The organism is Arthrobacter sp. Soil763, assembly GCF_001428365.1.
GTDB lineage: Bacteria > Actinomycetota > Actinomycetes > Actinomycetales > Micrococcaceae > Arthrobacter.
This window is the reverse complement of the sequence record NZ_LMSH01000001.1, coordinates 296,076-321,986: the sequence shown is the minus strand read 5'-3', so window position 1 is coordinate 321,986 and position 25,911 is coordinate 296,076. Positions and strand designations below refer to the sequence as shown.

The 25,911-nt window shown below is 72.6% G+C and carries 23 protein-coding genes; 14 read left to right on the top strand and 9 right to left on the bottom strand.

The window, feature by feature from the left end; all coding sequences use genetic code 11:
- The first annotated feature begins 6 nt into the window (after nucleotides 1-6).
- Nucleotides 7-903: a glycerophosphodiester phosphodiesterase gene (locus ASG71_RS01480; RefSeq protein ID WP_056736369.1), complete on the top strand. Its 897-nt coding sequence runs from the start codon at nucleotides 7-9 to the stop codon at nucleotides 901-903.
- Here the strand turns inward: ASG71_RS01480 and ASG71_RS01475 are convergent.
- Genes ASG71_RS01475 through ASG71_RS01465 form a run of 3 tightly spaced genes read right to left on the bottom strand, consistent with a single transcriptional unit; the run spans nucleotide 900 to nucleotide 4,059 of the window.
- Nucleotides 900-1,412, bottom strand: coding sequence for an ASCH domain-containing protein (locus ASG71_RS01475; protein WP_056736367.1), 513 nt, complete (start codon nucleotides 1,410-1,412; stop codon nucleotides 900-902). The genes ASG71_RS01480 and ASG71_RS01475 overlap by 4 nt on opposite strands.
- Nucleotides 1,413-1,457: 45 nt before the next feature.
- A complete protein-coding gene (locus tag ASG71_RS01470) occupies nucleotides 1,458-3,050 on the bottom strand; it encodes an ABC transporter permease (protein WP_056736365.1) in 1,593 nt (530 codons plus the stop codon).
- Complete coding sequence (locus tag ASG71_RS01465; RefSeq protein ID WP_082574737.1) at nucleotides 3,043-4,059, bottom strand: ATP-binding cassette domain-containing protein; 1,017 nt, start codon at nucleotides 4,057-4,059, stop codon at nucleotides 3,043-3,045. Before ASG71_RS01465 ends, ASG71_RS01470 begins: the two co-directional genes overlap by 8 nt.
- A gap of 122 nt (nucleotides 4,060-4,181) precedes the next feature.
- On the opposite strand from ASG71_RS01465, the gene ASG71_RS01460 reads away from it, so the two are divergent.
- The 4 genes from ASG71_RS01460 to ASG71_RS01445 are packed head-to-tail and all read left to right on the top strand — an operon-like array spanning nucleotide 4,182 to nucleotide 6,024.
- Nucleotides 4,182-4,631, top strand: coding sequence for a hypothetical protein (locus tag ASG71_RS01460; protein WP_056736364.1), 450 nt, complete (start codon nucleotides 4,182-4,184; stop codon nucleotides 4,629-4,631).
- A complete protein-coding gene (locus tag ASG71_RS01455) occupies nucleotides 4,628-5,383 on the top strand; it encodes an AzlC family ABC transporter permease (RefSeq protein WP_157366156.1) in 756 nt (251 codons plus the stop codon). Before ASG71_RS01460 ends, ASG71_RS01455 begins: the two co-directional genes overlap by 4 nt.
- Entirely contained in the window at nucleotides 5,380-5,691 is a 312-nt protein-coding gene (locus ASG71_RS01450; RefSeq protein WP_056736363.1) for an AzlD domain-containing protein, read from the top strand. Before ASG71_RS01455 ends, ASG71_RS01450 begins: the two co-directional genes overlap by 4 nt.
- Before the next feature lie 54 nt (nucleotides 5,692-5,745).
- Entirely contained in the window at nucleotides 5,746-6,024 is a 279-nt protein-coding gene (locus ASG71_RS01445) for a hypothetical protein (protein ID WP_056736362.1), read from the top strand.
- Nucleotides 6,025-6,075: 51 nt separating this feature from the next.
- Here ASG71_RS01445 and ASG71_RS01440 read toward each other — a convergent pair whose 3' ends face one another.
- From ASG71_RS01440 to ASG71_RS01425, 4 genes are all read right to left on the bottom strand, one after another.
- Nucleotides 6,076-6,645 (bottom strand): dienelactone hydrolase family protein, encoded by a 570-nt coding sequence (locus ASG71_RS01440; RefSeq protein WP_056736361.1) that lies wholly within the window; start codon nucleotides 6,643-6,645, stop codon nucleotides 6,076-6,078.
- 126 nt (nucleotides 6,646-6,771) lie between these two features.
- Nucleotides 6,772-7,698 carry an NADP-dependent oxidoreductase gene (locus ASG71_RS01435; RefSeq protein ID WP_056737178.1) on the bottom strand — a complete coding sequence of 309 codons (927 nt, stop codon included), beginning with the start codon at nucleotides 7,696-7,698 and terminating at the stop codon, nucleotides 6,772-6,774.
- A gap of 43 nt (nucleotides 7,699-7,741) precedes the next feature.
- A complete protein-coding gene (locus ASG71_RS01430; RefSeq protein WP_056736359.1) occupies nucleotides 7,742-8,158 on the bottom strand; it encodes a YkvA family protein in 417 nt (138 codons plus the stop codon).
- 4 nt (nucleotides 8,159-8,162) lie between these two features.
- On the bottom strand, nucleotides 8,163-8,831 hold the full coding sequence (locus tag ASG71_RS01425; RefSeq protein ID WP_056736358.1) for a TetR/AcrR family transcriptional regulator: 669 nt from the start codon (nucleotides 8,829-8,831) through the stop codon (nucleotides 8,163-8,165).
- Between the two features lie 122 nt (nucleotides 8,832-8,953).
- On the opposite strand from ASG71_RS01425, the gene ASG71_RS01420 reads away from it, so the two are divergent.
- From ASG71_RS01420 to ppsA, 7 genes are all read left to right on the top strand, one after another.
- Nucleotides 8,954-9,289 (top strand): MTH1187 family thiamine-binding protein, encoded by a 336-nt coding sequence (locus ASG71_RS01420; protein ID WP_056736357.1) that lies wholly within the window; start codon nucleotides 8,954-8,956, stop codon nucleotides 9,287-9,289.
- A gap of 24 nt (nucleotides 9,290-9,313) precedes the next feature.
- Nucleotides 9,314-9,970, top strand: a complete 657-nt coding sequence (locus ASG71_RS01415; protein WP_056736350.1) for an O-methyltransferase — start codon at nucleotides 9,314-9,316, stop codon at nucleotides 9,968-9,970.
- Between the two features lie 126 nt (nucleotides 9,971-10,096).
- The gene (locus ASG71_RS01410; RefSeq protein ID WP_056736349.1) at nucleotides 10,097-11,185 is read left to right on the top strand and encodes a hypothetical protein; all 1,089 of its coding nucleotides are present in this window, start codon (nucleotides 10,097-10,099) and stop codon (nucleotides 11,183-11,185) included.
- Nucleotides 11,179-12,552: a bifunctional PIG-L family deacetylase/class I SAM-dependent methyltransferase gene (locus ASG71_RS01405; protein WP_056736348.1), complete on the top strand. Its 1,374-nt coding sequence runs from the start codon at nucleotides 11,179-11,181 to the stop codon at nucleotides 12,550-12,552. The genes ASG71_RS01410 and ASG71_RS01405 overlap by 7 nt, the downstream gene beginning before the upstream one ends.
- Nucleotides 12,549-13,355, top strand: a complete 807-nt coding sequence (locus ASG71_RS01400) for a glycosyltransferase (RefSeq protein WP_056736347.1) — start codon at nucleotides 12,549-12,551, stop codon at nucleotides 13,353-13,355. Before ASG71_RS01405 ends, ASG71_RS01400 begins: the two co-directional genes overlap by 4 nt.
- A 150-nt stretch (nucleotides 13,356-13,505) precedes the next feature.
- The gene (locus ASG71_RS01395) at nucleotides 13,506-16,211 is read left to right on the top strand and encodes a cation-translocating P-type ATPase (RefSeq protein ID WP_056736345.1); all 2,706 of its coding nucleotides are present in this window, start codon (nucleotides 13,506-13,508) and stop codon (nucleotides 16,209-16,211) included.
- A 72-nt stretch (nucleotides 16,212-16,283) separates the two neighbouring features.
- The gene (gene ppsA / locus ASG71_RS01390) at nucleotides 16,284-18,680 is read left to right on the top strand and encodes a phosphoenolpyruvate synthase (protein WP_056736342.1); all 2,397 of its coding nucleotides are present in this window, start codon (nucleotides 16,284-16,286) and stop codon (nucleotides 18,678-18,680) included.
- Here the strand turns inward: ppsA and ASG71_RS01385 are convergent.
- Complete coding sequence (locus tag ASG71_RS01385; RefSeq protein WP_082574806.1) at nucleotides 18,628-20,577, bottom strand: heavy metal translocating P-type ATPase; 1,950 nt, start codon at nucleotides 20,575-20,577, stop codon at nucleotides 18,628-18,630. The genes ppsA and ASG71_RS01385 overlap by 53 nt on opposite strands.
- Before the next feature lie 300 nt (nucleotides 20,578-20,877).
- Here ASG71_RS01385 and ASG71_RS01380 point away from each other — a divergent pair, with 300 nt between their 5' ends.
- Both ASG71_RS01380 and ASG71_RS01375 read left to right on the top strand, forming a co-directional pair.
- Complete coding sequence (locus ASG71_RS01380) at nucleotides 20,878-21,840, top strand: polysaccharide deacetylase family protein (protein ID WP_056736339.1); 963 nt, start codon at nucleotides 20,878-20,880, stop codon at nucleotides 21,838-21,840.
- Nucleotides 21,841-21,899: 59 nt separating this feature from the next.
- A complete protein-coding gene (locus tag ASG71_RS01375) occupies nucleotides 21,900-24,854 on the top strand; it encodes a glycosyl hydrolase family 65 protein (RefSeq protein ID WP_056736337.1) in 2,955 nt (984 codons plus the stop codon).
- Here ASG71_RS01375 and ASG71_RS01370 read toward each other — a convergent pair.
- The gene (locus tag ASG71_RS01370) at nucleotides 24,851-25,855 is read right to left on the bottom strand and encodes a zinc-dependent alcohol dehydrogenase family protein (protein WP_056736336.1); all 1,005 of its coding nucleotides are present in this window, start codon (nucleotides 25,853-25,855) and stop codon (nucleotides 24,851-24,853) included. The genes ASG71_RS01375 and ASG71_RS01370 overlap by 4 nt on opposite strands.
- Nucleotides 25,856-25,911 lie beyond the last annotated feature (56 nt).

Here is a 25,911-nt window from a genome sequence, read left to right as displayed (position 1 = left end):
GTCAGCATGACTACCGAGGAGTCCGCCGTCGCCCGCCCGCTGGTCTACGCCCACCGGGGCGCCAGCGGCGCCTTCGCCGAGCACACCCGCGCCGCGTACCTGCAGGCGATCGCCGACGGCGCCGACGGGGTCGAGTGCGACGTCCACCTCACCCGGGACCAGCACGCCGTGCTGCTCCACGACGCCACCCTGGACCGTACGTCCAACGGCACCGGTCCGGTCGCGGACCGCACGCTGGAAGAGCTGAGGCTGCTGGACTTCTGCTCCTGGAAGGGCGCCCGCATTCCCGAGGAGTACGGCGCCCCCTCCGAGCAGTTCCTGACCCTGCCCGAGCTGCTGGACCTGCTGCGCCTGGCCGGCCGCGAGATCGGGCTGGCGATCGAGCTCAAGCACCCCAGCCCCTTCCAGCTCAAACTGGAGGACCGGGTCCTGGAGGTCCTTGAGGCCGAGGGCTGGGACCGGGAGACGTCGATGCTGGATAACATCCGGGTGTCCTTCATGAGCTTCAGCCCGGACTCGGTCAAGCACCTGCTCCGGTCCGTGCCCGCCGCGGCCATCTGCCAGCTGGTGGATGATGTGAACGTGGTGGAAATCCGGGAGGAACTCGGTCTCGGCGCCGTCACCGGCGGCGCGCTGGCCAACGTCCTCAAGGCGGCTCAGACCGAGGGGGAGCGCATCCTGGACGACTGCGAGGTTGGCCTGGCCGGGCCGGGCATCGGCTACGTCCGCGGGCATTCCCGCACCGTTCGTCGCTGGCTCGACTCGGGCCGCCGGTTCCGGGTCTGGACGGTGGACTCGGCGGCTGACGTCGACCTCTGTCGGGAACTGGGCATCCAGGAGCTCACTACCAACCGCCCCGCAGAGGTCCGCGCCCAGCTCCTCGCCCGGGCAAGCGCGAACTAGGCGGAAGCGTCCGCGACGCCGGGCGGCCAGACCAGGTCGAAGCGCTCAAAGACGATCTCATCCAGCTCCGACCACTCGCGGCCGGCCGCGGCGCTGGTGCGCGTCCAATAGGCGCGGTGTTCGCGCTGCCAGCTCTCAAGGCTCAGGTCGTCCTCACCCTCATCGCGGGCGAACGCCGCGTCGGCGCTGCTGAACGGACCGATTCGGAGTTCGGTGCTGCGAATGATCACCCGGGGCACCCCGTCGCCGTCGCACGCGATCCAGTGGGACCCGATCCGCGGCACTTGGTCGCCCCGGGCGGTGAAATCCAGCAGGAGTTCAGCCGTTGCCCGCTTTCGACCGCTCAGGACCAAGGCGAGGAGTTCGTCCGCAAGCCGTTTCGAATCCCCGAAGTGTTCGACGGTGTATTCGGGCATCGCCCGGACCCGCGCAGGGTGCGCCGCCGCGTAGGCGGCCCACAACTGCGAAGCGGCTTCAACGTCGACGGGGGCCACAGGAGGGTTCTGCATCCGGCCATCCTCTCAGGAAAACAGCGCCGGACAAGGGTCAAGAGGTCAGGCGGCGAGGTCCCGCCGCCGCCAGCCGAGGTAGCCCAGTGCCCCCACGGCCGCGGCGACGGCGGTCAGTGCCGCCAGGCCGGGCAGCGCGTCCGGGCCGACCGGCAGCAACGGGGAGTGCCGGAAGGGGGAGAGGTCCATCAGCCATTCCGGGGCGTTCCAGAGGACGCCGAATTCACCGAGGGCGACAAACCCCAGCAGCACCACCCAGACTGCCCCCGCCAGCCGGGGCGCCCAGCCGAACACCGCCAGCGCCAGGCCGGTCAGCACCCAGGCGGCGGGAATCTGGGCCAGGGAGGCTGCAGTGGCGCTGCCGACCAGCGCGGGATCCTGTACGGCGAAGGCGGCGCCGAGGCCGATCGACGCCCCCGCGAGCGCCATCAGCACCGCGACCCCGGCCAGCGCGAAAATGTAATGGCTGCTCGCCCAGCGGCCCCGGGTGGTGGCGGTCGCCAGCAGGGCCTCGGTGTGGCCCGCCGCTTCCTCGCTGCGCAGGTGGTTTGCCGCCGCCACGCCGTAGGCCGCGGCCAGCAGCCCCATGATGCTGATTTCGGCGGCCAGGAACGCCTCGCGCAGCGCTGCCGCGCCGCCCAGCAGCTTGACCAGATCCTGGGCGCTGGGGGAACTGAGCAGCTCCGCGACGTTGCTGACCAGTGACCCGATGACGACGCCGAAAACCGCGAAGGCCACGGCCCAGGCCAGCCACACCCGGTGCTGCAGGCGCACGGCCAGCGCCCAGGTCCCGGTGAGCGAGCCGACGGCCGGTCCGGGCCGCTCGTCGCGCAGTCCGGCGCCAAGATCCCGCCGCGCCCGGAGGGTAAATGCGGCCGGGACGAGGAGCACGGTGAGCGCGGCCGGTAAGGCCAGCACCCACCACCGGTCCCCGGCGAACGCCCGGATCTGCTGGTTCCACCCGATCGGCGAGAGCCAGGACAGGACCGAGGGACCCGGTTCGGCAAGGTCGCCGACGGCCCGGAGCCCGTAGGTGACCGCAATAACGCCGATGCTGATGCCGGTCGCCGCCCGGGCGCCGGCGGTCAGCTGCGCCGCGACCCCGGCAACCGCGCAAAAAGCCATTCCGGTGGCGGCCCAGCCCAGGCCGAACGCCAGCGAGCCCGCCGCGGGTAAGCCCCCGGCCGCCAGCGCGGCGGCGGACAGCAGACCCACGGCCAGGCTGGCACCGAAACCGACGCCGAGCGCGGCGGCCAGCGGGGCGTCCCGTCCCAGCCGTCCGCCTGCCAGCAGCTCAAGCCGCCCGGCCTCTTCGTCAGCCCGGGTATGCCGGATGACCAGGATGACCATGAGGACGGCCAGGATGGCGGTCATGAACGCCGTGTACTTGATCAGCGACAGCGCTCCCAGCGAGGCGGGGTCATAGATTCGCCCGAACAACGCGACCATCGATGCCGTGGCATTGAGCGCGGTGGCGGCTTCGACCCGGCTGCCGACGTCCGGGTAGAGATCGGCGCCGGCCAGCGCCGTTGAATAGGCGACGGCTGCGAAGCCGGCCACCCAGAGCGCCAGCAGCCAGCGGTCCCGCCGCACACCGAGCCGGACCAGGATCCCGGTGCCGGCCAGCGTCTCAGGCATCGCCCGGCCCCCGGGCGCCGGCCGCCGGGCCGCCGCCGTGAGTCGCAGCGACGGCTCCGGACCCTTCGGGCCCGTGAACGCCGGTGCCGTTCCCGGAACTGTTCCCGGTGCCGTTCCCGGAACTGGTCCCGGCGCCGTAGTGCCGCAGGAACAGGTCCTCCAGCGTCGGCGGCTGGCTGGTGAGTGCCCGCAGCCCGGCCCGCGTCAGGACCTGCAGGAAGGGTCCCAGCCCGGCGGGGTCGAGCTGGGCGCTGATCCGGTGGCCGGCCACCGCCAAGTCATGGACGCCGGCCAGGAGGCCCAGGTCCGGCGGCACCGCGTCGACGTCGGCGGTCACGGAGGTCCGGGTGAGGTGCCGGAGCTGTTCCAGCGGCCCGCTCTCCACCACCCGGCCGGCCCGGATGATGCTGACCCGGTCGGAGAGGGCCTCGGCCTCGCTCAGAATGTGGCTGCTCAGCAACACCGTCCGGCCCTGGGCCCTCAGGTCCCTGACGCAGCCCCGGAACGCGTCCTCCATCAGCGGGTCCAGCCCGCTGGTGGGCTCATCCAGCAGGAAGAGTTCGGCGTCGGTGGCCAGCGCGGCGACCAGCGCCACTTTTTGCCGGTTGCCCTTGGAATAGGTGCGGGTCCTCTTCGTCGGGTCCAGTTCGAAGAGCGCCAGCAGCTCGTCGCGGCGCGCAGGGTCCTGGCCGCCCTGCAGCCGGCCGAGCAGTTCGATCACCTCGCCGCCGGTCAGGTTGGGCCATAACGCCACGTCGCCCGGGACGTAGGCCAGCCGGCGGTGCAGCCGCGCCACATCGCGCCACGGATCGAGTCCCAACACCCGGGCGGAGCCGGCGTTGGCGCGGAGCATGCCCAGCAGCAGCCGCAGCGTCGTCGACTTGCCGGCCCCGTTGGGGCCGAGGAAGCCGTGGACCTCCCCGGCGGACACCTCGAAATCCAGCCCGTTGAGTGCGGTCACGGGCCCGAACCGCTTCACGACGCCGGCCATCTCGACGACACTGCCCATGGCCACCACGCTACGCCCGGACGCCGGCCCCGGACCCCTGCGGAAGGTCCCGAATTCCCTGCTCCGGGGCAGGTTACGCCCCGGGTTCGCGGGCGCCAGCGCGGCTGTGGTTGCATGGTCCCATGCCTTTCCGCTGGTCCCCCCGGGCAACCACCACGCTCTCCGCGGCCGCCCTGAGCGGACTGCTGCTGGCCAGCGCGGCAAAACACTTCCGCGATCCGGACTTTTTCACCCCGGTCGTTCCGGACATCCTGTGCCGCGACGACTCCGGCAACCGGCCCAACGGGCCCCTGGCGGTGCTCTCACGGGAGGAATGGGTGGCGTTGAGCGGGCTGCTGGAGGCCGGAGCCGCCGTCGGGCTCCTCGTGCCGCCCGCGCGCCGCGCGGTGGCCGGCTGCGTCGCGGCCATGTTCACCGCCTTCCTGGCCGGACACCTCGACGCGCTCCGCAACGCGTACGGGCCCGGCGGGACGCCGGCCCAGCGCCGCCTCCACACCCTCCGCCTGCCGCTGCAGGCGCCACTGATCGGCTGGGCGTGGAGCCTGGCGCAGCCGAAGCGGCGGCCCCGGTGAAACTCTCCCAGTCCCCGGCGTTCCGGGTGGGGCTCTCGATCAGCATCGCCACGGGCCTCTATGGCGTGTCCTTCGGCGCCCTGTCGGTGGCCTCCGGCCTCGACTTCTGGCAGACCATGGCGCTGAGCCTGCTGCTGTTCAGCGGCGGCTCGCAGTTCGCCTTCATCGGCGTCATCGCCGGGGGCGGGTCCGGCCTCGCCGCGATGGGCGCGGCCACCCTGCTGGGCATGCGCAACGGCATCTACGGCATGCAGCTCAACGCGCTGCTCCAGCCCCGCGGCTGGCGGCGGTTCGCGGCGGCCCATGTGACCATCGACGAATCCACGGCCACCAGTACCGGCCAGACCGACCCGGCGGAGCAACAGCGCGGATTCTGGACGGCCGGGATCGGCGTGTTCGTCCTCTGGAACGCGTTCACCGCGGTGGGCGCACTGGCCGGGGCGGCCCTCGGCGACCCGAAACAATGGGGGCTCGACGGCGCAGCGGTGGCGGCCTTCCTAGGCCTGCTGTGGCCGCGGCTCAAGGGCCGCGAACCGGTCGCGATCGCCGTCGTCTGCGCGCTGGCCACCGTTCTGGCCGTGCCGCTGGTGCCGTCCGGCGTGCCGATCCTGGTCGCCGCGCTGGTCGCCGCGGTGATTGGCTGGTTCAGCCACGGACGCAGGGACGAGGGACTGGAACCCGACGTCGACCCGTACGCGGCAGAGCACGACGCCGGCCGGCGCGCCGCCCGCACCGCGGAGGAGGCGGGATGACGCTCTGGTGGTGGCTTCTGTTGTCCTGCGTGCTGGCCTACGCCTGGAAGCTCGTCGGGTACCTGGTCCCGGCCAGCCTGCTGCGCAACCCGCGGACCTCACGCGTCGCGGGGACCATGACGATCGGACTGCTGGCGTCCCTGACGGTGGTGAACGCGGTGGCGTCGGGACAGTCGCTGGCGCTGGACGCGCGGCTGGGAGCGCTCGCCGCTGCCGCCGTCGCACTCCTGTTCCGGGCCCCGTTCCTGGTGGTGGTGCTGGCCGGCGCCGGCGCCGCGGCCGGGCTGCGGCTGCTGGGCTGGGGGTAGGCGCCCGGGCTTTAGCCCCTTGTTGTGCCCGGGTGCCGGTGGGACGATTCGAGCATGACCGACAATGACGCTCAGCCTGCCGCTGCCCCCGGCCCGGACGTCCCCGAAGGCAAGCCGGCCAAGACGCACGAGCACTTCGTCTCGCCCGGGGCCGAGTCCACCCGGGAACTGCGCGAAATGGCCCGACGCCGGCGCGAGGCTGAGGAGAAACTGCAGCATCACCTGCAGGAAGCCCACCACTTGCACGATGCCAGGGAAAAGCCGTCGCCGGGGAAATCCGCCCAGGATAACCAGTCGGACAAACCGGCCCGGGAGGAGCCTCCCGCGGACTGACGCGCCGCCGCAGGGGCCCGGTGCGGGCCGCCGCCGGCCAGGACGGGCAGCTCAGACGGAGGCGAGGAACGCCTGTACCCGGTCCTTCAGCAGCGCGGACGCCTCCGGGTCGAAGGCGTCGAGCGAGGAGTCCGCGAAGAGGTGCTGGTGGCCGGGATACACGAACAGCTCCGCGGCCGCTGCGGACGCGGCGAGTTCGCGTGCTGCCGGCAGGTCCTCGTCGAAGAACTCATCATCCTGCTTGCCGTGGATCTGCACCGGCACGTCCGGCGGCCACGCATCGCCAAACTCGGTGACCGGCAGGCAGGAATACAGCAGCAGGGCACCGCGGGCGCCGGGCCGGGTCTGGGCCAGACGTTGGGCGATCGTCACGCCAAAGGAGAACCCGGCATAGACGAGCCCCGGGCCGAGGTCGTCGGCCGCTGCGGCGCCGCGGGTCCGGATGGCGTCGAAGCCGGCCCGCTCCGCGTAGCCGAAGCCCTCCTCGATGCTTGCGAAGGTGTGGCCGTCGAACAGGTCGGGGGCGTGCACGGTATGCCCGGCCTGCCGCAGCTCGTCGGCGAACTCCCGCACCCCCTCGGTCAGGCCCTGGATGTGGTGGTACAGCAGCACTTCGGCCATGTCAGCGGCTCTCCTCGGCGGTGGTCAACTCCCGGTTGGAACACCCGCGATGCTAATGCGTCCCGCCCGGGGCGGACAACCCCCGCCCGCGCCGGAACAGCGCGGGCGGCCCCGAGGTTGTCTGGCCTAGTCGCCGTGGACCGTGACGACGATCTTGCCGCGCGTGTGCCCCTCCATGTTGAGCCGGAATGCGTCCGCCGCCCGGGCCAGCGGGAAGGCCTGCGCCACCTCGACCCGGAGCCTGCCCGCCTCAACCAGTGCGGCAAGTTCCTGAAGGTCGGCTGCGACCGGGTTGACCCACATCCAGGTGCCGCCGTGCTCCTCCACGTCGCTGTCCGCGATCGAGGCGTGCCGGCCGCCCTCGGCCAGCACGGCCAGGGTGGCCTCCAGGTTTCCGCCGACGAAGTCCGCGACCACGTCAACGCCGTCGGGGCTCAGCTCCCGGACCCGCTCCGCGAGCCCGTCGCCGTAGGTGACCGGCTCCGCTCCGAGGGTGCGCAGGAACTCATGGTTCTTCTCCGAGGCGGTCGCGATGACCCTCGCGCCAAGGGCGGCCGCGATCTGGATGCCGAGTGACCCCACGCCGCCGGCGCCGCCGTGGATCAGGACGGTCTCCCCGGCCTTGAGTCCCAGCCGGGTGAGGACCTGGTAGGCGGTCAGTCCCGCCAGCGGCAGGCCGGCGGCTTCCTGCCACCCGAGCGACGCCGGCTTCCGGGCCACAAGCCGCTCGGGCAGGGCGATGTACTCGGCGAAGCTGCCGCCATGGACATAGTCCTTGCGGCCGTAGGCGATGACCTCGTCGCCGGGCTGGAAGTGCGGGGCGTCGATGCCGACGGACTCCACCACGCCGGCCACATCCCAGCCCGGAATCGCCGGAAACTGCAGGTCCATGACTTCATCGAGGTAGCCGGCCATGATCTTCCAGTCGACGGGGTTCACCGCCGCGGCCTTGACCTTGACCAGCACCATGCCCGGCCCGACCTTGGGCAGGGGTTGCTCGGTCAGTTCCAGGACGTCGGGGTTGCCGTATTCGCTGTAAGTGATTGCCTTCATGCTGGCCACAACAGCCGGCCCGGACCCGCTATTCCGGCGCCGGCTACCGTGCGGCGCCGAGGCCGGCGAGCTTCAGGATCAGCTGCAGCCCCTCCGGGGTGCCGGGCCAGTGCCGTTTCACCGCGTCCCCGCCCGCCCGGGCAACCACGGAACGCAGCACGAGGGCGACGATGACGACGTCGTCCGCGTAACCGATCACCGGGATGAAATCCGGGACCAAATCGATGGGGGAGAGCAGGTAGGCCAGCAAAAGGGCCAACCGGACCCGGACGCCCACCGCCACGGTGCGGTCCGCCACCAGGCGCCGGATCAGCCGGAGCAGGTCGGGCAGCAGCCGCAGGGCGTCCTTCATGGTCACGGTCTCCGGGTGCCGCCGGGCGTAGCCCCACAACAGCGCCAGCAGGACCGCGTAGACCAGCAGCAGTCCGCCGACGACTCCGGCAAGGGTTTCCCAGCTCATGGGGTCAACGGTACGTGCTCCGGGGGGTTGAGCCGAAGCCGACGCCGAACGCGGTTCCGTACGTGGTTCCCGGCATCAGCGACTGGGGCGGCAGCGGGCGGTCCGGCCGCTCGGCCCGGATGGCGTCCTCCACCAGCGCCACCGGGCGGCGCCACGCGTCCGACCCGGCCTCCATGGTGTCAACGACACCGATCAGCATGGCCAGCAGCCGGATGATGTCCGTCATCGAGATGTCGCTGCGCAGCGTGCCCTGGCCCTGGCCCCGGCCCAGCAGGACCGCCACGGTCTCGATCAGGTCCCCGGTGATCCCGGTCAGCACACCGCGGCGGCCGGCCACTGCCCCAAGCAGGTTGGCCTCGTCACTGGCGACGGCCATCAGCGCCTCGACCACCCGGAACAGGCCTTCGGCGGCGTCCTTGCCCGCCAGCGCCTCGTCGATAACCGGGTTGACGCGCAGCTTCAGTTGCTGGTGCAGGGCGGCGAGGACCAGTTCTTCCTTGTCGGCGAAATTGCGGAACAGCGTGGCCGGGCCCACCCCGGCGGTGACGGCGATGGTCTGCAGCGGGACCTCGGGGCCGTGTTCCCGGAAGCATTGACGGGCAGCGGCAATGATTTTGTTGACGTTGCGGGCGGCGTCCGCACGGAGCGGCCGGCGCTCTACTCCCCGGTTCATTTGCTCAGGGTAGCAACGCGGGGAGGGAGTGAACCTGTTACCGGCGGGTACACATTTTTGTGACAAGCCGGCGCGGTGCAGCGGCCGCCGGGACCGTCCCGGATGCGTGGCAGACTTGAGCCATGTTGCTTGCATTTTCAGTCGCACCTTCAGGCCGGCCGGAGGGCGCTGACGCCGGCAGCGCCGCCGATGACGCGTCGGTCCACGACGCCGTCGCGGCCGCCGTGCGGATCGTCCGGGACTCCGGCCTGCCGAACCATACAGACTCCATGTTCACCACCATCGAGGGCGAGTGGGACGAGGTGTTCGACGTCGTCAAGCGCGCCACCGAGGCGGTGGGCCGCTTCGGCAGCCGGGTCTCGCTGGTCATCAAAGCCGACATCCGGCCCGGCTACAGCGGCGAACTGACCGGCAAACTGGACCGGCTGGAACAGGCCCTCGGCCCTACCGCGGAGTAGCACCAGACTGCAAGACTGGGCCGCATGATCGAGCACCAGCCCGAACCGCGCTGGACCGCCGTCGAGGAGTACCTCTCCGGGCTTGTCGGGCACGCGGTGGAGGCGGCCCTGGAAGCGGGGATGCCGCCCATCGAGGTGGCTCCGAACGCCGGGAAGCTCCTGAAGCTGCTGGTCCAGCTCTCCGGTGCCCGGCGGGTGCTGGAGATCGGGACCCTGGCCGGGTTCAGCACCCTGTGGATGGCCCAGGGGCTGCCCGACGGCGGCCGGATCACCACCTGCGAATACGTGCCCCGGCACGCCGAGGTGGCGCGCTCCAACCTGGACCGGGCCGGGCTGGGCCACCTGGTGGAGATCCGGGTGGGGCCGGCGCTGGACACGCTCCCTGCGCTGGAGGGCGAGGACGGGGGGCCCTTCGACTTCGTGTTCATCGACGCGGACAAGGAAAACAACGCCCGGTACCTGGACTGGGCCATCCGGCTGGGCCGCCCCGGCACCACCGTGGTGATGGACAACGTGGTCTGGGAAGGTGCGGTGCTTGATCCCGGCCGGGACGCCGTCAACGCCCCCGGGATCGTCGCGGCGTTGCAGATGATGGGAACGGATCCCCGGCTGGACGCGACCGTCATCCAGACGGTCGGATCGAAAGGCTGGGACGGTTTTGCCCTGGCCTTGGTGCGCTGACCCCGCCCCGCCGGGCCCCGTCCGCCCCGGCCCTAAGTGCTAAGTATGCTTAGATTTAGGCAGGGGCGGCTGAGGCCGCCGGCAGGACAGCACCAGGCGCACTTCGCAAAGGACACGGACGACCCGATGAACGCGACCCAGGACCCCGGGCGTCCCCGCGCCGTGCGGATCAGCTCAGCCCCGGAGGACCTTGCCCGCCTGCAACCGCTGCTGGAGGCCGCCGAAGCCGGCGTCGGGGATGTCCCCGCCCTGCTGGCCCTGGCCACGGAAGCGGGCACGACGACGCCGAAGCCCGGTTCGGGCGGAACGGCCTTCCTCTGGGAAACCCTGGCCTCGGTCACCGCCGTCGACACCGCCGCCGGACGGATCCTGGAACCGCACCTGGACGCCGCCGCGATCCTCGCCCAGGCCGGCACCGAAACCGACGGGCCGGAGGTTCCCTGCGAGGGAACCTGGGGCGTCTTCGCCGCCGAGGCGCCGGGCCTGACACTGGAAGCCACCGACACCGCCTCCGGCGCGGGGACCGTCCTCAGCGGCGCCAAGCCCTGGTGTTCCATCGCCGCGCAGCTTGACCACGCCGTCATCACCGCGCACCTTCCCGACGGCGGCCGCGGGGCCTTCGCCGTCGACCTCCACGCCGCCGGGGTCAGTTTCGCGGACCCGGAATGGTCCAGCCTGGGCCTGCGCGAGATCCCCAGCGGGACCGTGCACTTCGACGCCGTCCCGGCCGTACCGCTCGGCGGAGCAGGCTGGTACTACCGGCGCCCCGGTTTCGCCTGGGGCGGCATGGGCGTCGCCGCGTGCTGGCTGGGCGGCGCCGTCGCGGTGGCCCGCAGCTTCAAGGAAGGGCTGCAGAAGGCCGCCGCAAGGGGCCGCGAACCGGACCAGCTGGCCCTCGCGCACCTTGGCGAGATCGACCGGACGCTCACCGGCCTCATCCACACCCTTGCCCGGACCGCCGCCCGGATCGACGCCGGGGAGCTCTCCGGCCCCGGCGCCTGGAGCGAGGCGCTGCGCGTGCGCGGCAGTGTCGCCACCGCCGTCGAACGCATCCAGTCACTGGTGAGCCAGAACCTGGGACCCGGCCCGCTGGCCTTCGACGCCCGCTACGGCAAACGGATGGCGGACCTCGCCCTGTACATCCGCCAGCACCATGCCATGCGCGACGACGCCCAGCTCGGTGCCCTGACGTTGAAGGGGGACCACCCGTGGTGAGCTTTACGCACCACGACGCCGGCACCAGCGAACGCGCCTGGGCGGCCAGCGGCGTCCCCGCCCTCCCGGAGCTGCCGCTCGACGCCGGAGAACTGGCCAGCGCCGCTTTCATCGTCCTGGCCGCCCACCCCGACGACGAATCCCTGGGAGCCGGCGGCCTGATGGCCCGGCTGCACAGCCTCGGCGCCCAGGTGCGGGTGCTGCTGTGCACCGCCGGGGAGGCCTCGCACCCGGACTCACCCAGCACCACCCCGGAGCAGCTCGCCGAGGTGCGGCTCCGGGAGTTCGACGGCGCCCTGGGAGGCCTTGTGCCCGGCGCCGACTGGCAGTACCTGGGCCTGCCCGACGGTAAGATTGCCGGCCACCGGGAACGGATTGTGGCCGCCATCCACGAGGCCGCGGCCGCCACCGGGCAGCCCCCGCAGCGCGTCGTGGTGGTGGCGCCCTACCGCAACGACGGGCACATCGACCACGACACTGCCGGCACTGCCGCCGCCGAGGCCGCCGGCTCCGCCGGCTACGGGCTGCTGGAGTATCCCGTCTGGTACTGGCTCTGGGCCAGCCCGGAGGACCAGGCCTGGCACACCTGGCTGCGGCTGCCGCTGCAGCCCGCGGAGGAACAGGCCAAGGCCCGGGCCATGGCTGCCCACTCCTCGCAGGTCAGCGCGCTCTCCGACCAGCCCGGGGACGAGGTCCTGCTCCCGCCCGGCTTCCTGAAACACTTCGCCCGGCCCTGGGAGACCTTCGCCTGGCAGCGCCCGACCGTGGCCCGCTCCGGAGGCTACGCAGCCGCCGACGCGGAGGGCCTGTTCGACACGGTCCACAGCGGAAGCGACGACCCCTGGCAATACACCACCAGCTGGTACGAGCAGCGCAAGCGGGCGCTGACGCTCGCCGCGCTGCCGGGCCGGGACTACACCGCCGGCTTGGAAATCGGCTGCTCGATCGGCACGCTGAGCGTGGAACTGGCCAAACGCTGCGGCAACTTCCTGGCCGTCGACGCGAGCAGCGCCGCCCTCGCGCACGCCGCCCGGCGCCTGGCGCACCTGCCCGGCGTGCAGACCCGGCAGCTGACCGTGCCGCAGGATTGGCCGGAGGGCGAGTTCGACCTGATTGTCGTGTCCGAGGTGGGCTACTACCTGGCGCCCGGGGAACTGGAGGTGCTCTTCGACCGGGTCGAGGCGGCGCTGCTCCCCGGCGGCACGCTGGCGCTGTGCCACTGGCGGCACCCGATCGAGGGCTGGGAGCTCGACGGCGACGCCGTGCACGCCGCGGCGCGGCGGCAGCTGCGGTGGGCGGACGCCGGCCTGTACCGCGAACGCGACTTCGTCCTGGAAATCCTCCGCGCGCCCGGGGCGCCGCAATGAGCGGCGCGGCGCTGGCGTCGCAGCAGCCGCACCGCCGCCCCGGCATCGACGCGTTCGCCGTGGTCATGCCGGCGCACAACGAGGACCAGCACATTGACCGGGCGCTCCGGGCCGTGCAGCGCGCCGCCGATGAGCTGCAGGCCGTGCGGCCGGACGTCTCGGTGCGGGTGATCGTGGTGCTGGACAGCTGCACCGACGGCTCGGCCGGGATCACCGCCCGCTACGTCAGCGCCGACCCGCGCTTCACCAGGCTGGAGGTCCAGCTGCGCAGCGCCGGGGCCAGCCGGGCGGCCGGCGTCAGGGCCGCTGTTCTGGGTCCGCGCCGGCGCACCCCCGGCCAGCGGTCCCGGCCGCTTCCGTGGCCGGGCCGGACCTGGCTGGCCAACACCGACGCCGATTCGCAGGTCCCGCCGAACTGGTTGGTGCGCCAGCTCGAATTCGCCGAGGCCGGCGCCGACGCGGTCCTGGGGTCGGTCGAACCCGACCCCGTCGGCATGGACCCGGAACTGCTGCGCCGCTGGCTGGACCGCCACCCCTTCGAGGAGAACCACCCGCACATCTACGGGGCCAACTTCGGCGTCCGGGCCTCGGCCTACCTGGCCGCGGGCGGCTTCTCCCAGCTGGAATCACACGAAGACCGCACCCTGGTCCAGAGCCTGCGCGGCCTGGCCTTCACCGTCCTCGCCACCGACAGCATGCGGGTGCTCACCTCCGGGCGGACCCACGCCCGGGCGCCGCACGGCTTCGGGACCTACCTGCGCACGCTGGGACGGCAACGTCCCCCGGCAGCGACCGGCAACTGACGACCGGTACCTGACAGCCCGCACGGCCCCGGGTGGACCGCGGCCGTGCGGTGACTTTAGGCCCTAACACCGCCTCCCGCACCGGCGCATCCTCGAAGGCATGAGGTGCCGGGGTCGGGGCCCGGTGCTGCGCGTGACGGGCGGCGGGCGGTGAATCCGGGCGCCGGCGCCACGACCGGTGCCGGTGCCGCGGCGGGGGGCGCCCTCGCCGGCCTGAGCTCCGAAGAGGCGGCGCGCCGGTTGCGGCAGGCGGGGCCGAACCGGCTGCCCCGGACCCGCGCGGTGCCCGGCTGGCGGCGGCTGCTCGCCGAGATGACACACTTTTTCGCCGTGATGCTCTGGGCCGCGGCCGCGCTGGCGTTCGTCGCCGGCATGCCGCAGCTGGGCATCGCGATCATGGTCGTGATCGTGGTGAACGGGGTCTTCGCCTACATCCAGCAGGAGCGCGCCCAGCACGCCGCGGCGAAATTGCGCGAACTGCTGCCTGCCATGGTGTCCGTCCGGCGTGATGGCCGCCTCGCCAAGGTCCACACCACCGAACTGGTGCCGGGCGACGCCGTCGTGCTGGTTGCCGGGGACCGGATCCCGGCGGATCTGGTCCTGGGACTCGCTGCGGGCTGCTCCGTGGATGAATCAATGCTCACGGGCGAGAGCGAGGCGGTCCGCAAAGCAGCGGGCGAGGAGGTGTTCGGCGGGACGTTCCTGGTCATCGGTTCGGCCGAAGGGGTCGTCGCCAGCACCGGCGGGAGGACCCGGCTCGCCGAAATCGCCTCGCTCACCGGCCGGGTCGAGCCGCCGCCGAGCCCGCTGGCCCTGGAACTGCAGCGGATCGTCCGCCTGGTCGCCGGCGTCGCCCTGGGCATCGGGGCCCTGTTCTTCGTCCTCTCGTTGCTGGTGGGGATCTCCTGGCGTGACGCGTTCCTCTTCGCGATCGGCGTGGCGGTGGCGCTGGTTCCCGAGGGCCTGCTGCCCACCGTGACCCTCTCGCTCGCCGTCGGCGCCCAGCGGATGGCCGCGCGGAACGCACTGGTCCGCAATTTGCAGGCGGTGGAAACGCTCGGCTCCACGACCTTCATCTGCACGGACAAGACCGGCACCCTGACGCAGAACCGGATGAACGCCGTCGAGGTCTGGACCCCGGCCGGCCTGCTCGAGGTCAGCGGGCAGGGCTACGGGCCGGACGCGCGGATCAGTACCGGGGGAGGCGCCGGGGGCGCGGAGGCGCTCGTGGCGGCGCGGCGGCTCAGTACCGCCGCGCGTGCCGCGTCGGTGGGCCGGGCGGTGCCCCACGAGGGCCAGTGGATCGCCGAGGGCGACCCGATGGAAGCCGCCATCGACGCACTCGCCACCCGGCTGGCCGGTCCGGGCGCTGCGGGCAACAGCGCCGAAGCGGCATCGGCGCCGCAGCCGACCCGGCGCTTCGCCTTCGACCCCCGCCGGCTGCGGGAGTCGGCGCTCGCCGGGGCCACCCTGTACGTAAAGGGCGCGCCCGAGTCCGTGCTCCCGGTGTGCCTTGGCGACGCCGGCGCCGCCCGGGAGCTCGTGGACCAGATGGCGTCCCGCGGCCTGCGGGTGCTGGCCGTTGCCGAGCGGCAGCTGCCCGGCCCGGTCCCCGACGGCGCGACCGCCGACGCACTGGAGACCGGGCTGACGCTGCTGGGCCTGATCGGCCTGCACGACCCGCCGCGCGCGGAGGTCCGGTTTTCACTCCAGGCGGCCCGCGAGGCCGGGATCCGGGTGGGGATGGTCACCGGCGACCACGCCTTCACCGCCGCCGCCATCGCCCGGGAGACCGGCCTGATCGGCACCCCGGAGCTGGTGCTGGAAGGCCACGCCCTGCCCGAGGACGACCAGGTGCTGGCGGCGCTGCTGGACCGCGACGGCGTCGTGGTCGCCCGGGTCTCGCCCGAACAGAAACTGCGGGTTGCCCGGCTGCTGCAGCACCGCGGCCACGTGGTGGCCATGACCGGCGACGGCGTCAACGACGGGCCGGCGCTGCAGCAGGCGGACATCGGCGTGGCCATGGGCCGCAGCGGCACGGACGTGGCCCGCGAAGCGGCCGACCTGGTGCTGCTCGACGACGACTTCGCGACGATCATCGCCGCGGTGGAGCAGGGCCGGGCCACCTATGCCAACATCCGGCGCTTCCTGACCTACCACCTCACCGACAACGTCGCCGAACTGACCCCGTTCGTCTTCTGGGCCCTCTCCGGCGGCCGGTTCCCGCTGGCCCTGAGCGTGCTGCAGATCCTGGCCCTGGACATCGGCACCGACCTGCTGCCCGCCCTGGCCCTGGGCAGCGAGGCTCCCAGCAAGGGCGCCCTGAAACGGCCGCCGGAACGCCGCCACCTGATGGACCGGGCCCTGATGATCAGGGTGTTCGGGCTGCTGGGACCGGTGGAGGCGCTCATGGAGATGGTGGCCTACACCGCCGTGCTCCTGGGCGCCGGCTGGCGGCCCGGGGCCGAGCTGCCGGCGTCGGACGCGCTCATGGCCGCCTCCGGCGCCGCGTTCACCACCGTCGTCCTGGCACAGCTCGCTAACGCGTTCGCGTGCCGCAGCGCCACCGAGCCGCCGTGGCGGCTGGGCTGGTTCACCAACCGGCTGCTGCTCTGGGCCGTGCTGGCCGAACTGGGCCTGCTCAGCGTGTTCCTGTTCCTCGGCCCGGTCGCGGCCCTGCTGGGCCACGCGCCGCCGGCCGCCGGAGGCTTGGCCGTCGCACTCGCCGCCGTCCCCGCGGTCCTGGCCGCGGACTGGCTCTACAAGGCCGCCAGGCACCGCCGCCCGGCCGCCGCGTCCGCCGCGTCCGCCGCCCCGGGAGCCGGGGGACCGGCCGGGGCGCCTAACGGGTCCTAAGGCCCTGACCCTGCGGCCGGCCGGGCAGCAGGATCGGAGCATTGGCGGACTAACACCCCAAGGAGCGCCGGCATGCCCGAGCACGTGATGTGGTTTGACGAGATCGCCCTGGGCGACATCCCGCAGGTCGGCGGCAAGAACGCCTCCCTGGGCGAACTCACCCGGTCCCTGAAGGCCGGCGGCGTGCGGGTACCCGACGGCTTCGCCACCACCGCCGCGGCGTACCGAAGCTTTGTCGAGGCGAACGGGATTCAACCGGCCATGCGCTCGCGGATCCTGGCCTACCGCTCCGGCGACGCCACGCTGCGCGAGACCGGGGAAGCCATCCGCGAGCTGTTCCTGGCCAGCGACTTCCCCGCCCCGATCGCCGCGTCGATTCTCGAGCACTACCGGGAGCTGGGCCGGCGCGCGGGCCTGGAACGGCTTTCCGTCGCCGTCCGCAGCAGCGCCACGGCCGAGGACCTGCCCGACGCCAGCTTCGCCGGCCAGCAGGAAACCTTTTTGAACGTCGCGGGCGAGCGCGAGCTGATGGACGCCTGCCGGCGCTGCTACGCCTCGCTGTTCACCGACCGCGCGATCAGCTACCGGGAAGTCAAAGGCTTCGACCACCTCGACGTCGCGCTCTCGATCGGGGTGCAGCGGATGGTGCGCTCCGACGTCGGCGCCTCCGGGGTGATGTTCTCGATCGACACGGATTCCGGGTTTCCGCGGGCGGCCGTGATCAGCGCGGCCTGGGGCCTGGGTGAAACCGTGGTCCAGGGCAGCATCAACCCGGACAAGTACCTCGTGTTCAAGCCTTTGCTGGCCGGGGCCGGGGGCGAAGGGCCCAGCCCGATCATCGAGAAGACCCTCGGCTCGAAGGCCCAGAAGATGGTCTACAGCCGCGGCGGCCACGCCCGGACCCGCACCGTGGACACCTCGGAGGCCGAAAGGCGTTCCTTTGTCCTGGCCGACGCCGAGATCCTCACCCTGGCCCGCTGGGCGGTCCGGGTCGAGGAGCACTACGGCCGGCCGATGGACATGGAATGGGCCCGGGACGGCGAGACCGGCGAGCTGTTCATGGTCCAGGCCCGGCCCGAGACCGTGCAGTCGCTCAAGACCGGCAGCCGGTTCACCCTGCACCAGCTCCGCGGCTCCGGGCCCGTGCTGGTGACCGGCGCCGCGATCGGCGACTCCATCGCCCACGGGACGGCCTGCGTGATCCGCAGCACCGCGGACATTGCCAGGTTCCGCGACGGCGCGATCCTGGTGACTGAAATGACCGACCCGGACTGGGTCCCGATCATGAAGCGCGCCGCCGGGATCGTCACCGACCGCGGCGGCCCGACCAGCCACGCGGCGATCGTCAGCCGGGAACTCGGGGTACCCGCCGTCGTCGGGACCGGCAACGCCACCGGCGCCCTGGCGGAGGGGCGGGAGCTGACCCTCTCCTGCGCCGAAGGTGATACAGGCCGCGTCTACGACGGCACCCTCGCGTTCGACACCGAGGACGTGGACCTGGGCGCCCTGCCGCCCACGCGCACCAAAGTCATGGTGAACATCGCCAGCCCCGCGGCCGCCTTCCAGTGGTGGCGCCTGCCGGCGGACGGCGTCGGCCTGGCCCGGATGGAGTTCATCATCAGCGCGCTGATCCGGGTCCACCCCATGGCCCTGGTGCACCCCGAACGCGTGAGCGACCCGGAGGAGGCGGCGCAGATCCGGGAACTGACCCGCGGCTATGCGGACCCGCGGGAGTACTTTGTGGACGCCCTGGCCCTGGGCATCGCCAAAATCGCCGCGCCGTACCACCCGAACCCGGTGATCGTGCGGCTCAGCGACTTCAAGACCAACGAGTACGCGCACCTTTTGGGCGGCGCCGCTTTCGAGGAGGCCGAGGAGAACCCCATGCTCGGCTTCCGCGGCGCCTCGCGGTACTACGACGACCGGTACCGGGAAGGCTTCGCGCTGGAGTGCCGCGCCCTCAAACGGGTCCGGGAGCAGATCGGCTTCGGCAACGTCATCGTGATGGTTCCCTTCTGCCGGACGCCGCAGGAAGCGGACAAGGTGCTCGCCGTGATGGCGGAGAACGGCCTGGTCCGCGGCGAGGACGGTTTGCAGATCTACATGATGTGCGAGATCCCCTCCAACGTGGTGCTGGCCGGCCGGTTCGCCGAGCGCTTCGACGGGTTCTCGATCGGCTCGAACGACCTCACGCAGCTGGTCCTGGGCGTGGACCGGGACTCGGCGCAGCTGGCGGCGTTGTTCGACGAGCGGGACGAGGCCGTCATGGCGATGATCAGCGAGGCGATCCGGAAGGCGCACGGGGCCGGGATCAAGATCGGCATCTGCGGCCAAGGGCCCAGCAGCCACCCGGAGTTCGCGGCCTTCCTGGTGGGTGAGGGCATCGATTCGATTTCGCTGAACCCGGACAGCTACCTCAGGACTGTTCCGCGGATCGCCGCAGCCGAGCAGGGCCGCCTCCGCGGCTAGCCGGCTGGTCCGCCCCGTCCGCCCGGTCCGTCCCGCCAGGTGCCGGCGCCCGGCGGCCGGGCCCCAGCGCGCGCAGCGCGTTCAGGATGGTGGCCAGGTCCACGACCTCCTGGGACAGGGCGCCGGCGATGGCGGGCACGTAGCCGGCGGCCGCCGCGATCATCAGCGCCACGCTCAGGGCGATCCCGATCCAGATGCTCTGCAGCGCCACCTTGACCGTCCGCTGGCCGATCCGCACCGCGGAGGCGACCTTGGACAGGTCGTCCAGGATGATCACGACGTCGGCGGACTCGCCGGCCGCCGTCGAGCCGCGCGCCCCCATGGCGATGCCGACGTCGGCGACGGCCAGGACCGGGGCGTCGTTGACGCCGTCGCCGACCATCATGACCGGGCGGCCGGGCAGGGCGCGCACCGCCTCGACCTTGTCCGGCGGCAGGCACTCGGCGCGGACGTCCGTCAGCCCGGCGGCTTCGGCGATGTGCTCGGCGGTGGCGAGGGCGTCGCCGGTCAGCATCACCGTTTCAGTCACGCCCAGGCGCTGGAGCTCACCCAAGGTGCGGCGGGCCTCGGCGCGGATGGGATCGCTCATGACGAGGGTGCCGGCGAATTCGCCGTCCACCCCCACGTAGATGGCCAGTTGCCCGCTGGCAAGCTCTATTTCCTCCACCCCGTTGACCGATTCCGCCACGAAGTTCGGTTTGCCCACCACCACGTCCTGGCCGGCCAGCCGGGCGCGGACCCCGTGGGTGGCGTACTCGGTGGCTTCCGAGGCTCCCTCGAAGGCCAGCACCCGGGAGCGGGCCGCGTCCATCACGGAGGCGGCCAGTACGTGCGAGGAGTACTGCTCGGCGGAGGCGGCCAGCCGCAGCACCTCGTCCTCGGGCAGCGACCCGGCGGCCCGGATTTCGACCAGGGCGGGCCGGCCGTAGGTCAGGGTGCCGGTCTTGTCGAACGCGGCGGTCCGGATCCGGCCCAGCAGTTCCAGCACCCCGGCGTATTTGACGATGATCCCGCCGCGGGCCGCCCGGCTCATGCCGCCCAGGAACGCCACGGGCGCGGCGATCAGCAGCGGGCAGGGCGTGGCGACCACCAGGACCTCGGCGAAGCGGGCCGGGCTGCCGCTGATGATCCAGCCGGCCGCACCGAGGGCGTAGGCCAGGGCGGTGAACGGCACGGCGTAGCGGTCGGCGAGACGGACCATGGGGGCCTTGCTTTCGGCCGCCTCCTTCACCAGGGCCACGATCCGGCTGTACTGCGAGTCCTCCATCCGCGCGGTGACCCGCATGCGGATGGCGGCCTCGCCGTTGAGCGAGCCGCTCATCAGGCCATCGCCCGCGGCGCGTTCCACCGGCAGGCTTTCGCCGGTGAGGGAGGATTCGTCGAAGGTTCCGGCTTCGGAGAGCAGGACGCCGTCCAGCGGCACCACTTCACCGGGCCGCACCAGGAGGATGTCGCCGACGGCGACGTCGGTGGCGGCCACGTCCTCGTGGTGGCCGTCGGTGCTTGTTGCATTGCCGCCGTTGGCGCCGGCGCGTTCCCGGTGGGCGGTCTGCGGGACCCGCTCCAGCAGGGACGTCAGTTCCTTCTTGGCCCGCCCGGCGGCGTAATCCTCCAGGGCTGTGCCGCCGGCCATCATGAGCACGATGATCATCGAGGCGATATATTCGCCCACCAGGACGGTGCTGACGATGGCGGTGACGGCCAGGATGTCGATGCCCCACTGCCCGGCGAGCAGCCGGCGGACCATGCCGACGGCGAGGTAGGCGGCCACGGCCAGGGCGTAGACGCTGGCGGCGGCCCGGGCGATGCCTTCCTGGCCGGAGACCAGCAGCAGAATGACCGCCACGAGGGCAGCGACCGTGCCCGTCACCAGAGGATACCGGAGCGCAAGTTTCACGGTGGTCCCGTTCCGTCCGTTGCGCAAGACCGGCGCCCGCGCCTCCTTGCATCCTACTGCCGCCCCGGCAGCCCCGCTTAGGTTGCGCGAACGGACACTTGGCGCCCTCGGGGGTTGCGCGAACAGACACTTGGCGCCCTCTGGGGTTGCGCGAACGGACACTAGGCGCCCAGGAGACGCGCCGCGGCAGGGCCCGAAGTGTACGTTCGCGCGTGGGGTGGGGCCTGAAGTGTACGTTCGCGCGGCGGCGCGGGCCTTTCAGCCCTTGCACGTGCGTGGCCCCTGGTGCCACGGTGGACCATGTGGTCGACCCTCGCCGCGGACCGGCGTCGCCTGATTGCCCTCGCGGCAGCGGCACTGCTCATCGTCGGCATCGTCGTGGCCGCGGTGGTCCTCGGCGCCGGGCCGCCCGCCTCCGCACCCCAAACCCCCGCCGCGTCAAGCGCCACCGCAACCCCGGCCGCGACCCCGACGGCCAGTCCGAGTACCGCCCGGGCCACGCCGTCTCCAACACCGACTACGCCGTCTCCAACACCGACACCGACTCCGCCCGCGCCTCCGACGTCGAAGCCTCCCGCCACGGTCGCGCCGCCACCGCCCGCCCCGCCACCTCCCGCGGAGCCGTTCCCCGCGGCCCTCCGGGGCGTCGACGTCGAGGTCATCCCCGGTGCCGGCCGCGCGGTGGCCCTGACCTTCGACGCCGGGGCGAACTCCGCGGGCCTGCCGTCCATCCTGCGGACCCTGGCTGCCGCCGGCGTGCGGGCCACATTCTTCCTGACCGGCACCTGGGCCAGCGCCAACCCCGCGGGCGTGGCGTCGATTACCGCGGCCGGGCACCGGGTGGGCAACCACTCCATGACCCACCCCGGGTTCACCTCGCTGAGCGACGCGCAGATCGCCGCGCAGCTGGCCGACGCCCGGGCGGCGATTTCCGCCGGCGGCGCGGAGCCGCGGCCGCTGTTCCGCTTTCCGTTCGGCGAGCGCGACGCCCGGACCATCGCCGCCGTCAACGCCCTGGGCTACGTGCCGGTCCGCTGGACCGTGGACACGCTGGGCTGGAAGGGGACCAGCGGCGGCATCACGGCCCGGATCGTTGAGGACCGGGTGCTGGCCGCCCTGCAGCCGGGGGAGATCGTCCTGATGCACATCGGGTCCAATCCCGACGACGGCAGCACGCTGGACGCGGACGCCCTGCCGCGCATCATCGACCGGATCCGCCAGGCCGGCTACGGCTTCACCACCCTCGACGCGCTCCTCGGCTGAGGCCGCGCGCCCGGATGCCGGCACTGTTGCCGGGCCCGGATGACTGGTACGAATGACGCATGACGGAGTCGCCGACGGTTGCAGCTGCACTGGCGCCCGTCGACGCGGTGGTCTTCGGGCTCGACGGCGTGGTGCTGGACGTCGCAGAGGCCCCGGCCGGGCCACCGGCCTTTCCGGGTACCGTCTCCCTGCTGGAGCGGCTCAAAGCGGGCCGGGTTCCGGTTCTCCTGGCCACCTCGGTTCCGGGCGCCGCGGCGCTCCTGGACGGCGCCGGCCTGGCCGGGTTCTTCGACGAGGTCGTCGACGGGGACTGGGCCGCAGCGCAGCCCGGGGTGCCCGCGGCCGGCGGGAGACCCGACCCTACGCTGGAGGCGGTGCGGCGGCTGGATATCCGCCCCGCCCGGGCCATGGCCATTGTCGCCGAGGCCGACGGGGCCGCGGCCGGCCGCCGGGCCGGCTTCGGACTCGTCGTCGGCATCGACCGCGCCGGCCGCCGGGCCGAGCTGGAGGCCGCGGGCGCCGACGTCGTGGTCGAGGACGTCAGCGAACTGGACATCGGCCTGGTCATCAGCGACCCCTGGCTGCTCGTCTACGAGGGGTTCGACCCGGCGCACGAGGGCCACCGCGAGGCCCTGACCACCCTGGGGAACGGCTACATGGCCGCCCGCGGCGCCGCCCCGGAACACCGCGGCGGCGGCATCCACTACCCGGGCAGCTACCTGGCGGGCGTCTACAACCGGCTCGCCAGCGTGGTGCAGGGCGAGCTCACCGTCGATGAGCACATGGTGAACATCCCCAACTGGCTGCACCTGGACCTCCGGGTCGGCGACGGCCCCTGGTGGTCCGAGGGAGGGCTCACGCTGCGCAGCGAGCACCGCACCCTGGACCTGAAGCGCGCCCTCCTGACCCGGGAGGCGGTGCTGGAGGACGACGCCGGGCGGCGGCTGAGGGTGGTGCAGCGCCGGCTGGTCTCGATGGCGGAGCCCCACCTCGCCGCCCTCGAGACCGTGCTCACCGCGGACGGCTGGAGCGGCCGGATCAGCGTCCGCAGCGGCTGCGACACGGAGGTCACCAATACCAATGTGCCCGAGGACGCCCAGCTGTCCACCCGGCATCTGGCGGCGGTGGAGGTGAGCGAGGAAAGCGCCGGCCGCGGCGCCGTCGGGCTGCGGGTGCAGGCGCAGACCAGCCAGAGCCGGGTCGGCATCGCCCTGGCGCTGCGCACCGAGGTGTCCGGGCCGGCGAATCCGGCGTTCGAACGGCTGGGCGGCCTCTACGCCCACCGCTTCGAGGTGCCGGCCGCGGACGGGGTGCCGGTGACGGTGACCAAGTCGGTCGGGGTGGCCAGTTCCCGGGACCACGCCGTCTCCTCGCCGCTGACCGGGGCCGAAGCCGTGCTGGCGCGCTCGGGCAGTTTTGCGGTGCTGCTGGCCGACCACGAGCGGGCGTGGTCGCTGCTGCTGGCGCCATTCATCATCGAATCCGACGCGCCCTCGCAGGCGCAGCTGATCCTGAACCTGCACGTCTTTCACCTGCTGCAGACCCTGACCACGCACACGGCGGAACTCGACGCCGGGGTCCCCGCCCGCGGCCTGCACGGCGAAGGCTACCGGGGCCACGTCTTTTGGGACGAGCTGTTCGTGCTGCCGGTGCTGAACTCCCGGCTGCCGTCGCTGGCCCGGGAACTGATCGACTACCGCTGGCGCCGGCTCGGCACCGCCCGCGACGCCGCCCGGCGGGCCGGGCTCCGGGGTGCGCTCTTCCCGTGGCAGAGCGGCAGCGACGGCACCGAGCAGACCCCGACGCTGCTGTACAACAAACTATCCGGCCACTGGATGCCGGACTACTCGCACCGGCAGCGCCACGTCGGACTGGCCGTCGCCTACAACGCCTGGCAGTATTTCGAGGCCACGCAGGACCGCGGCTGGCTGACCCAGCACGGCGCGGAACTGATCGTCGACGTCGCGCGCCTCTTCGCCTCCCTGGCCGACTACGACCCGCTGGATGACCGGTTCCACCTGCGCGGGGTCATGGGCCCGGACGAGTACCACACCGGCCCGCCGGACAACCCCGGCGGAGGGCTGGACGACAACGCCTACACGAACATCATGGCCGCCTGGGTGTTCGACCAGGCCGAGTGGATCATGCGCTCGGTCCGGGGCTTCGACATGGAGGACCTCCGGGCCCGGCTGGGCATCAGCGCCGGGGAGATCGCGGCCTGGGCACGGCTGAGCCGGCGCATGTTCGTGCCCTTCCACGGGGACGGGATCATCAGCCAGTTCGCCGGCTACGAGGCAATGCGCGAACTGGACTGGGACCACTACCGCCGCAGCTACCGCAACATCGAGCGGTTGGACCTCATCCTGGAAGCCGAAGGGGACAGCACCAACCACTACCGGCTGGCCAAGCAGGCCGATGTCCTGATGCTGTTCTACGTCCTGGGCGAGGACCAGCTGGCGGGCTTCCTGGCCCGGCTGGGCTACCCCGTCAGCGCCGGGCAGCTGGCCGCGACCGTTGACTATTACCTGGCCCGGACCGCGCACGGGTCCACGCTCAGTCGGGTGGCACACGCCTCGGTCCTGGTCCAGTACGATCCCGAACGCGCCTGGGCCACCTTCCGCGAGGCCCTGGACGCGGACCTGGACGACACCCAGGGCGGCACCACCAGCTCCGGCATCCACCTGGGCGCCATGGCCGGGACGATCGACGTCGTCCAGCGCAGCTTCGCGGGGCTGCGGATCACCCGCGATGCGCTCGACTTCACCCCGCGGCTGCCGGCCGAGCTGCGCCGGGTCGCCTTCCAGGTCCGCTACCGCGACCAGCTGCTGGCCGTGGACCTGGAAACGGACCGGCTGGTGGTGTCCGCCGCCCCCGGCGACGCCGCCCCGGTCCTGGTCCGGGTGGGCGGCCAGCACGTGCTGCTGCGGGCGGGGGCGCGGCACGAATTTTCCACATCCCCCGCCGCGCACCGCCGGGGCAGGAGCAGCTGGGGGAGCGGCCGGACCGCGGGCTAGGAGCTGACGCGGACGACGGCGGCGCCGGTCACCCGGTCCGCGGCCAGGTCCCGCAGGGCCTGGTCGGCAGCCTCGAAGGGGTAGGCCACGGTGGTGGGGCGGAGCGGGATTTCGGCGGCGATCCGGAAGAACTCCTCGCCGTCGGCCCGGGTATTGGCGGTGACGCTGCGCAGCTGGCGCTCCTGGAACAGCTCGGACGCGTAGTGCAGGGGCGGGATGTCGCTGAGGTGGATGCCGGCGACCGCGAGTGTCCCGCCGCGGTCCAGGGCCCGCAGCGCGGGCGGCACCAGCCCGCCGGCGGGGGCGAAGAGGATGGCGGCGTCCAGGGGCTCCGGCGGTTCCTCTTCGGCGCCGCCGGCGAAGGTGGCCCCGAGGTCCAGGGCCAGCTGCCGGGCCTGGCCCGACCGGGTCATGACGTAGACGCGGGCGCCCTGGTAGAGCGCGATCTGGGCGGCGAGGTGGGCCGAGGCGCCGAACCCGTAGATGCCCAGCCGGCCCCCGGCCGGCAGGTCGGCCCGGAGCAGGGCACGGTAGCCGATGATGCCGGCGCACAACAGCGGCGCGGCTTCCTCGTCGCGGAAGGAATCGGGGATCCGATAGGCGAAATCCTCGGCGACGGTAAGCAGCTCGGCGTAGCCGCCGTCGCGGTCCCAGCCGGTAAAGGTCGGCGCCAGGCACAGGTTTTCCTGCCCGCGCAGGCAGAACCGGCAGGACCGGCAGGTGCCGCCCAGCCAGGCCACGCCCACCCGTTCGCCCGGCCGGAACCGGGTGGCGTCGCGGCCGTTGCGGACCACGTCGCCGACCACCTCATGGCCGGGGATGACGCCGGGGCGCCGGGGCGCCAGGTCCCCCTCGGCAAGGTGCAGGTCCGTCCGGCACACCCCGCAGGTCCGTACCCGAACCAGCACCTCGCCGCGGCCCGGCACGGGGTCCGGGCGCTCGCCGGACGCCAGCGGCCCGGAGTCGATCGGCCCCGGCTGCGCAACCCACCACGCTCGCACGCGGCCTCCCTTCCCGGCGTCTGCTCCGGCCCGCCTCCCTGGGCGGGCCGGTTCCG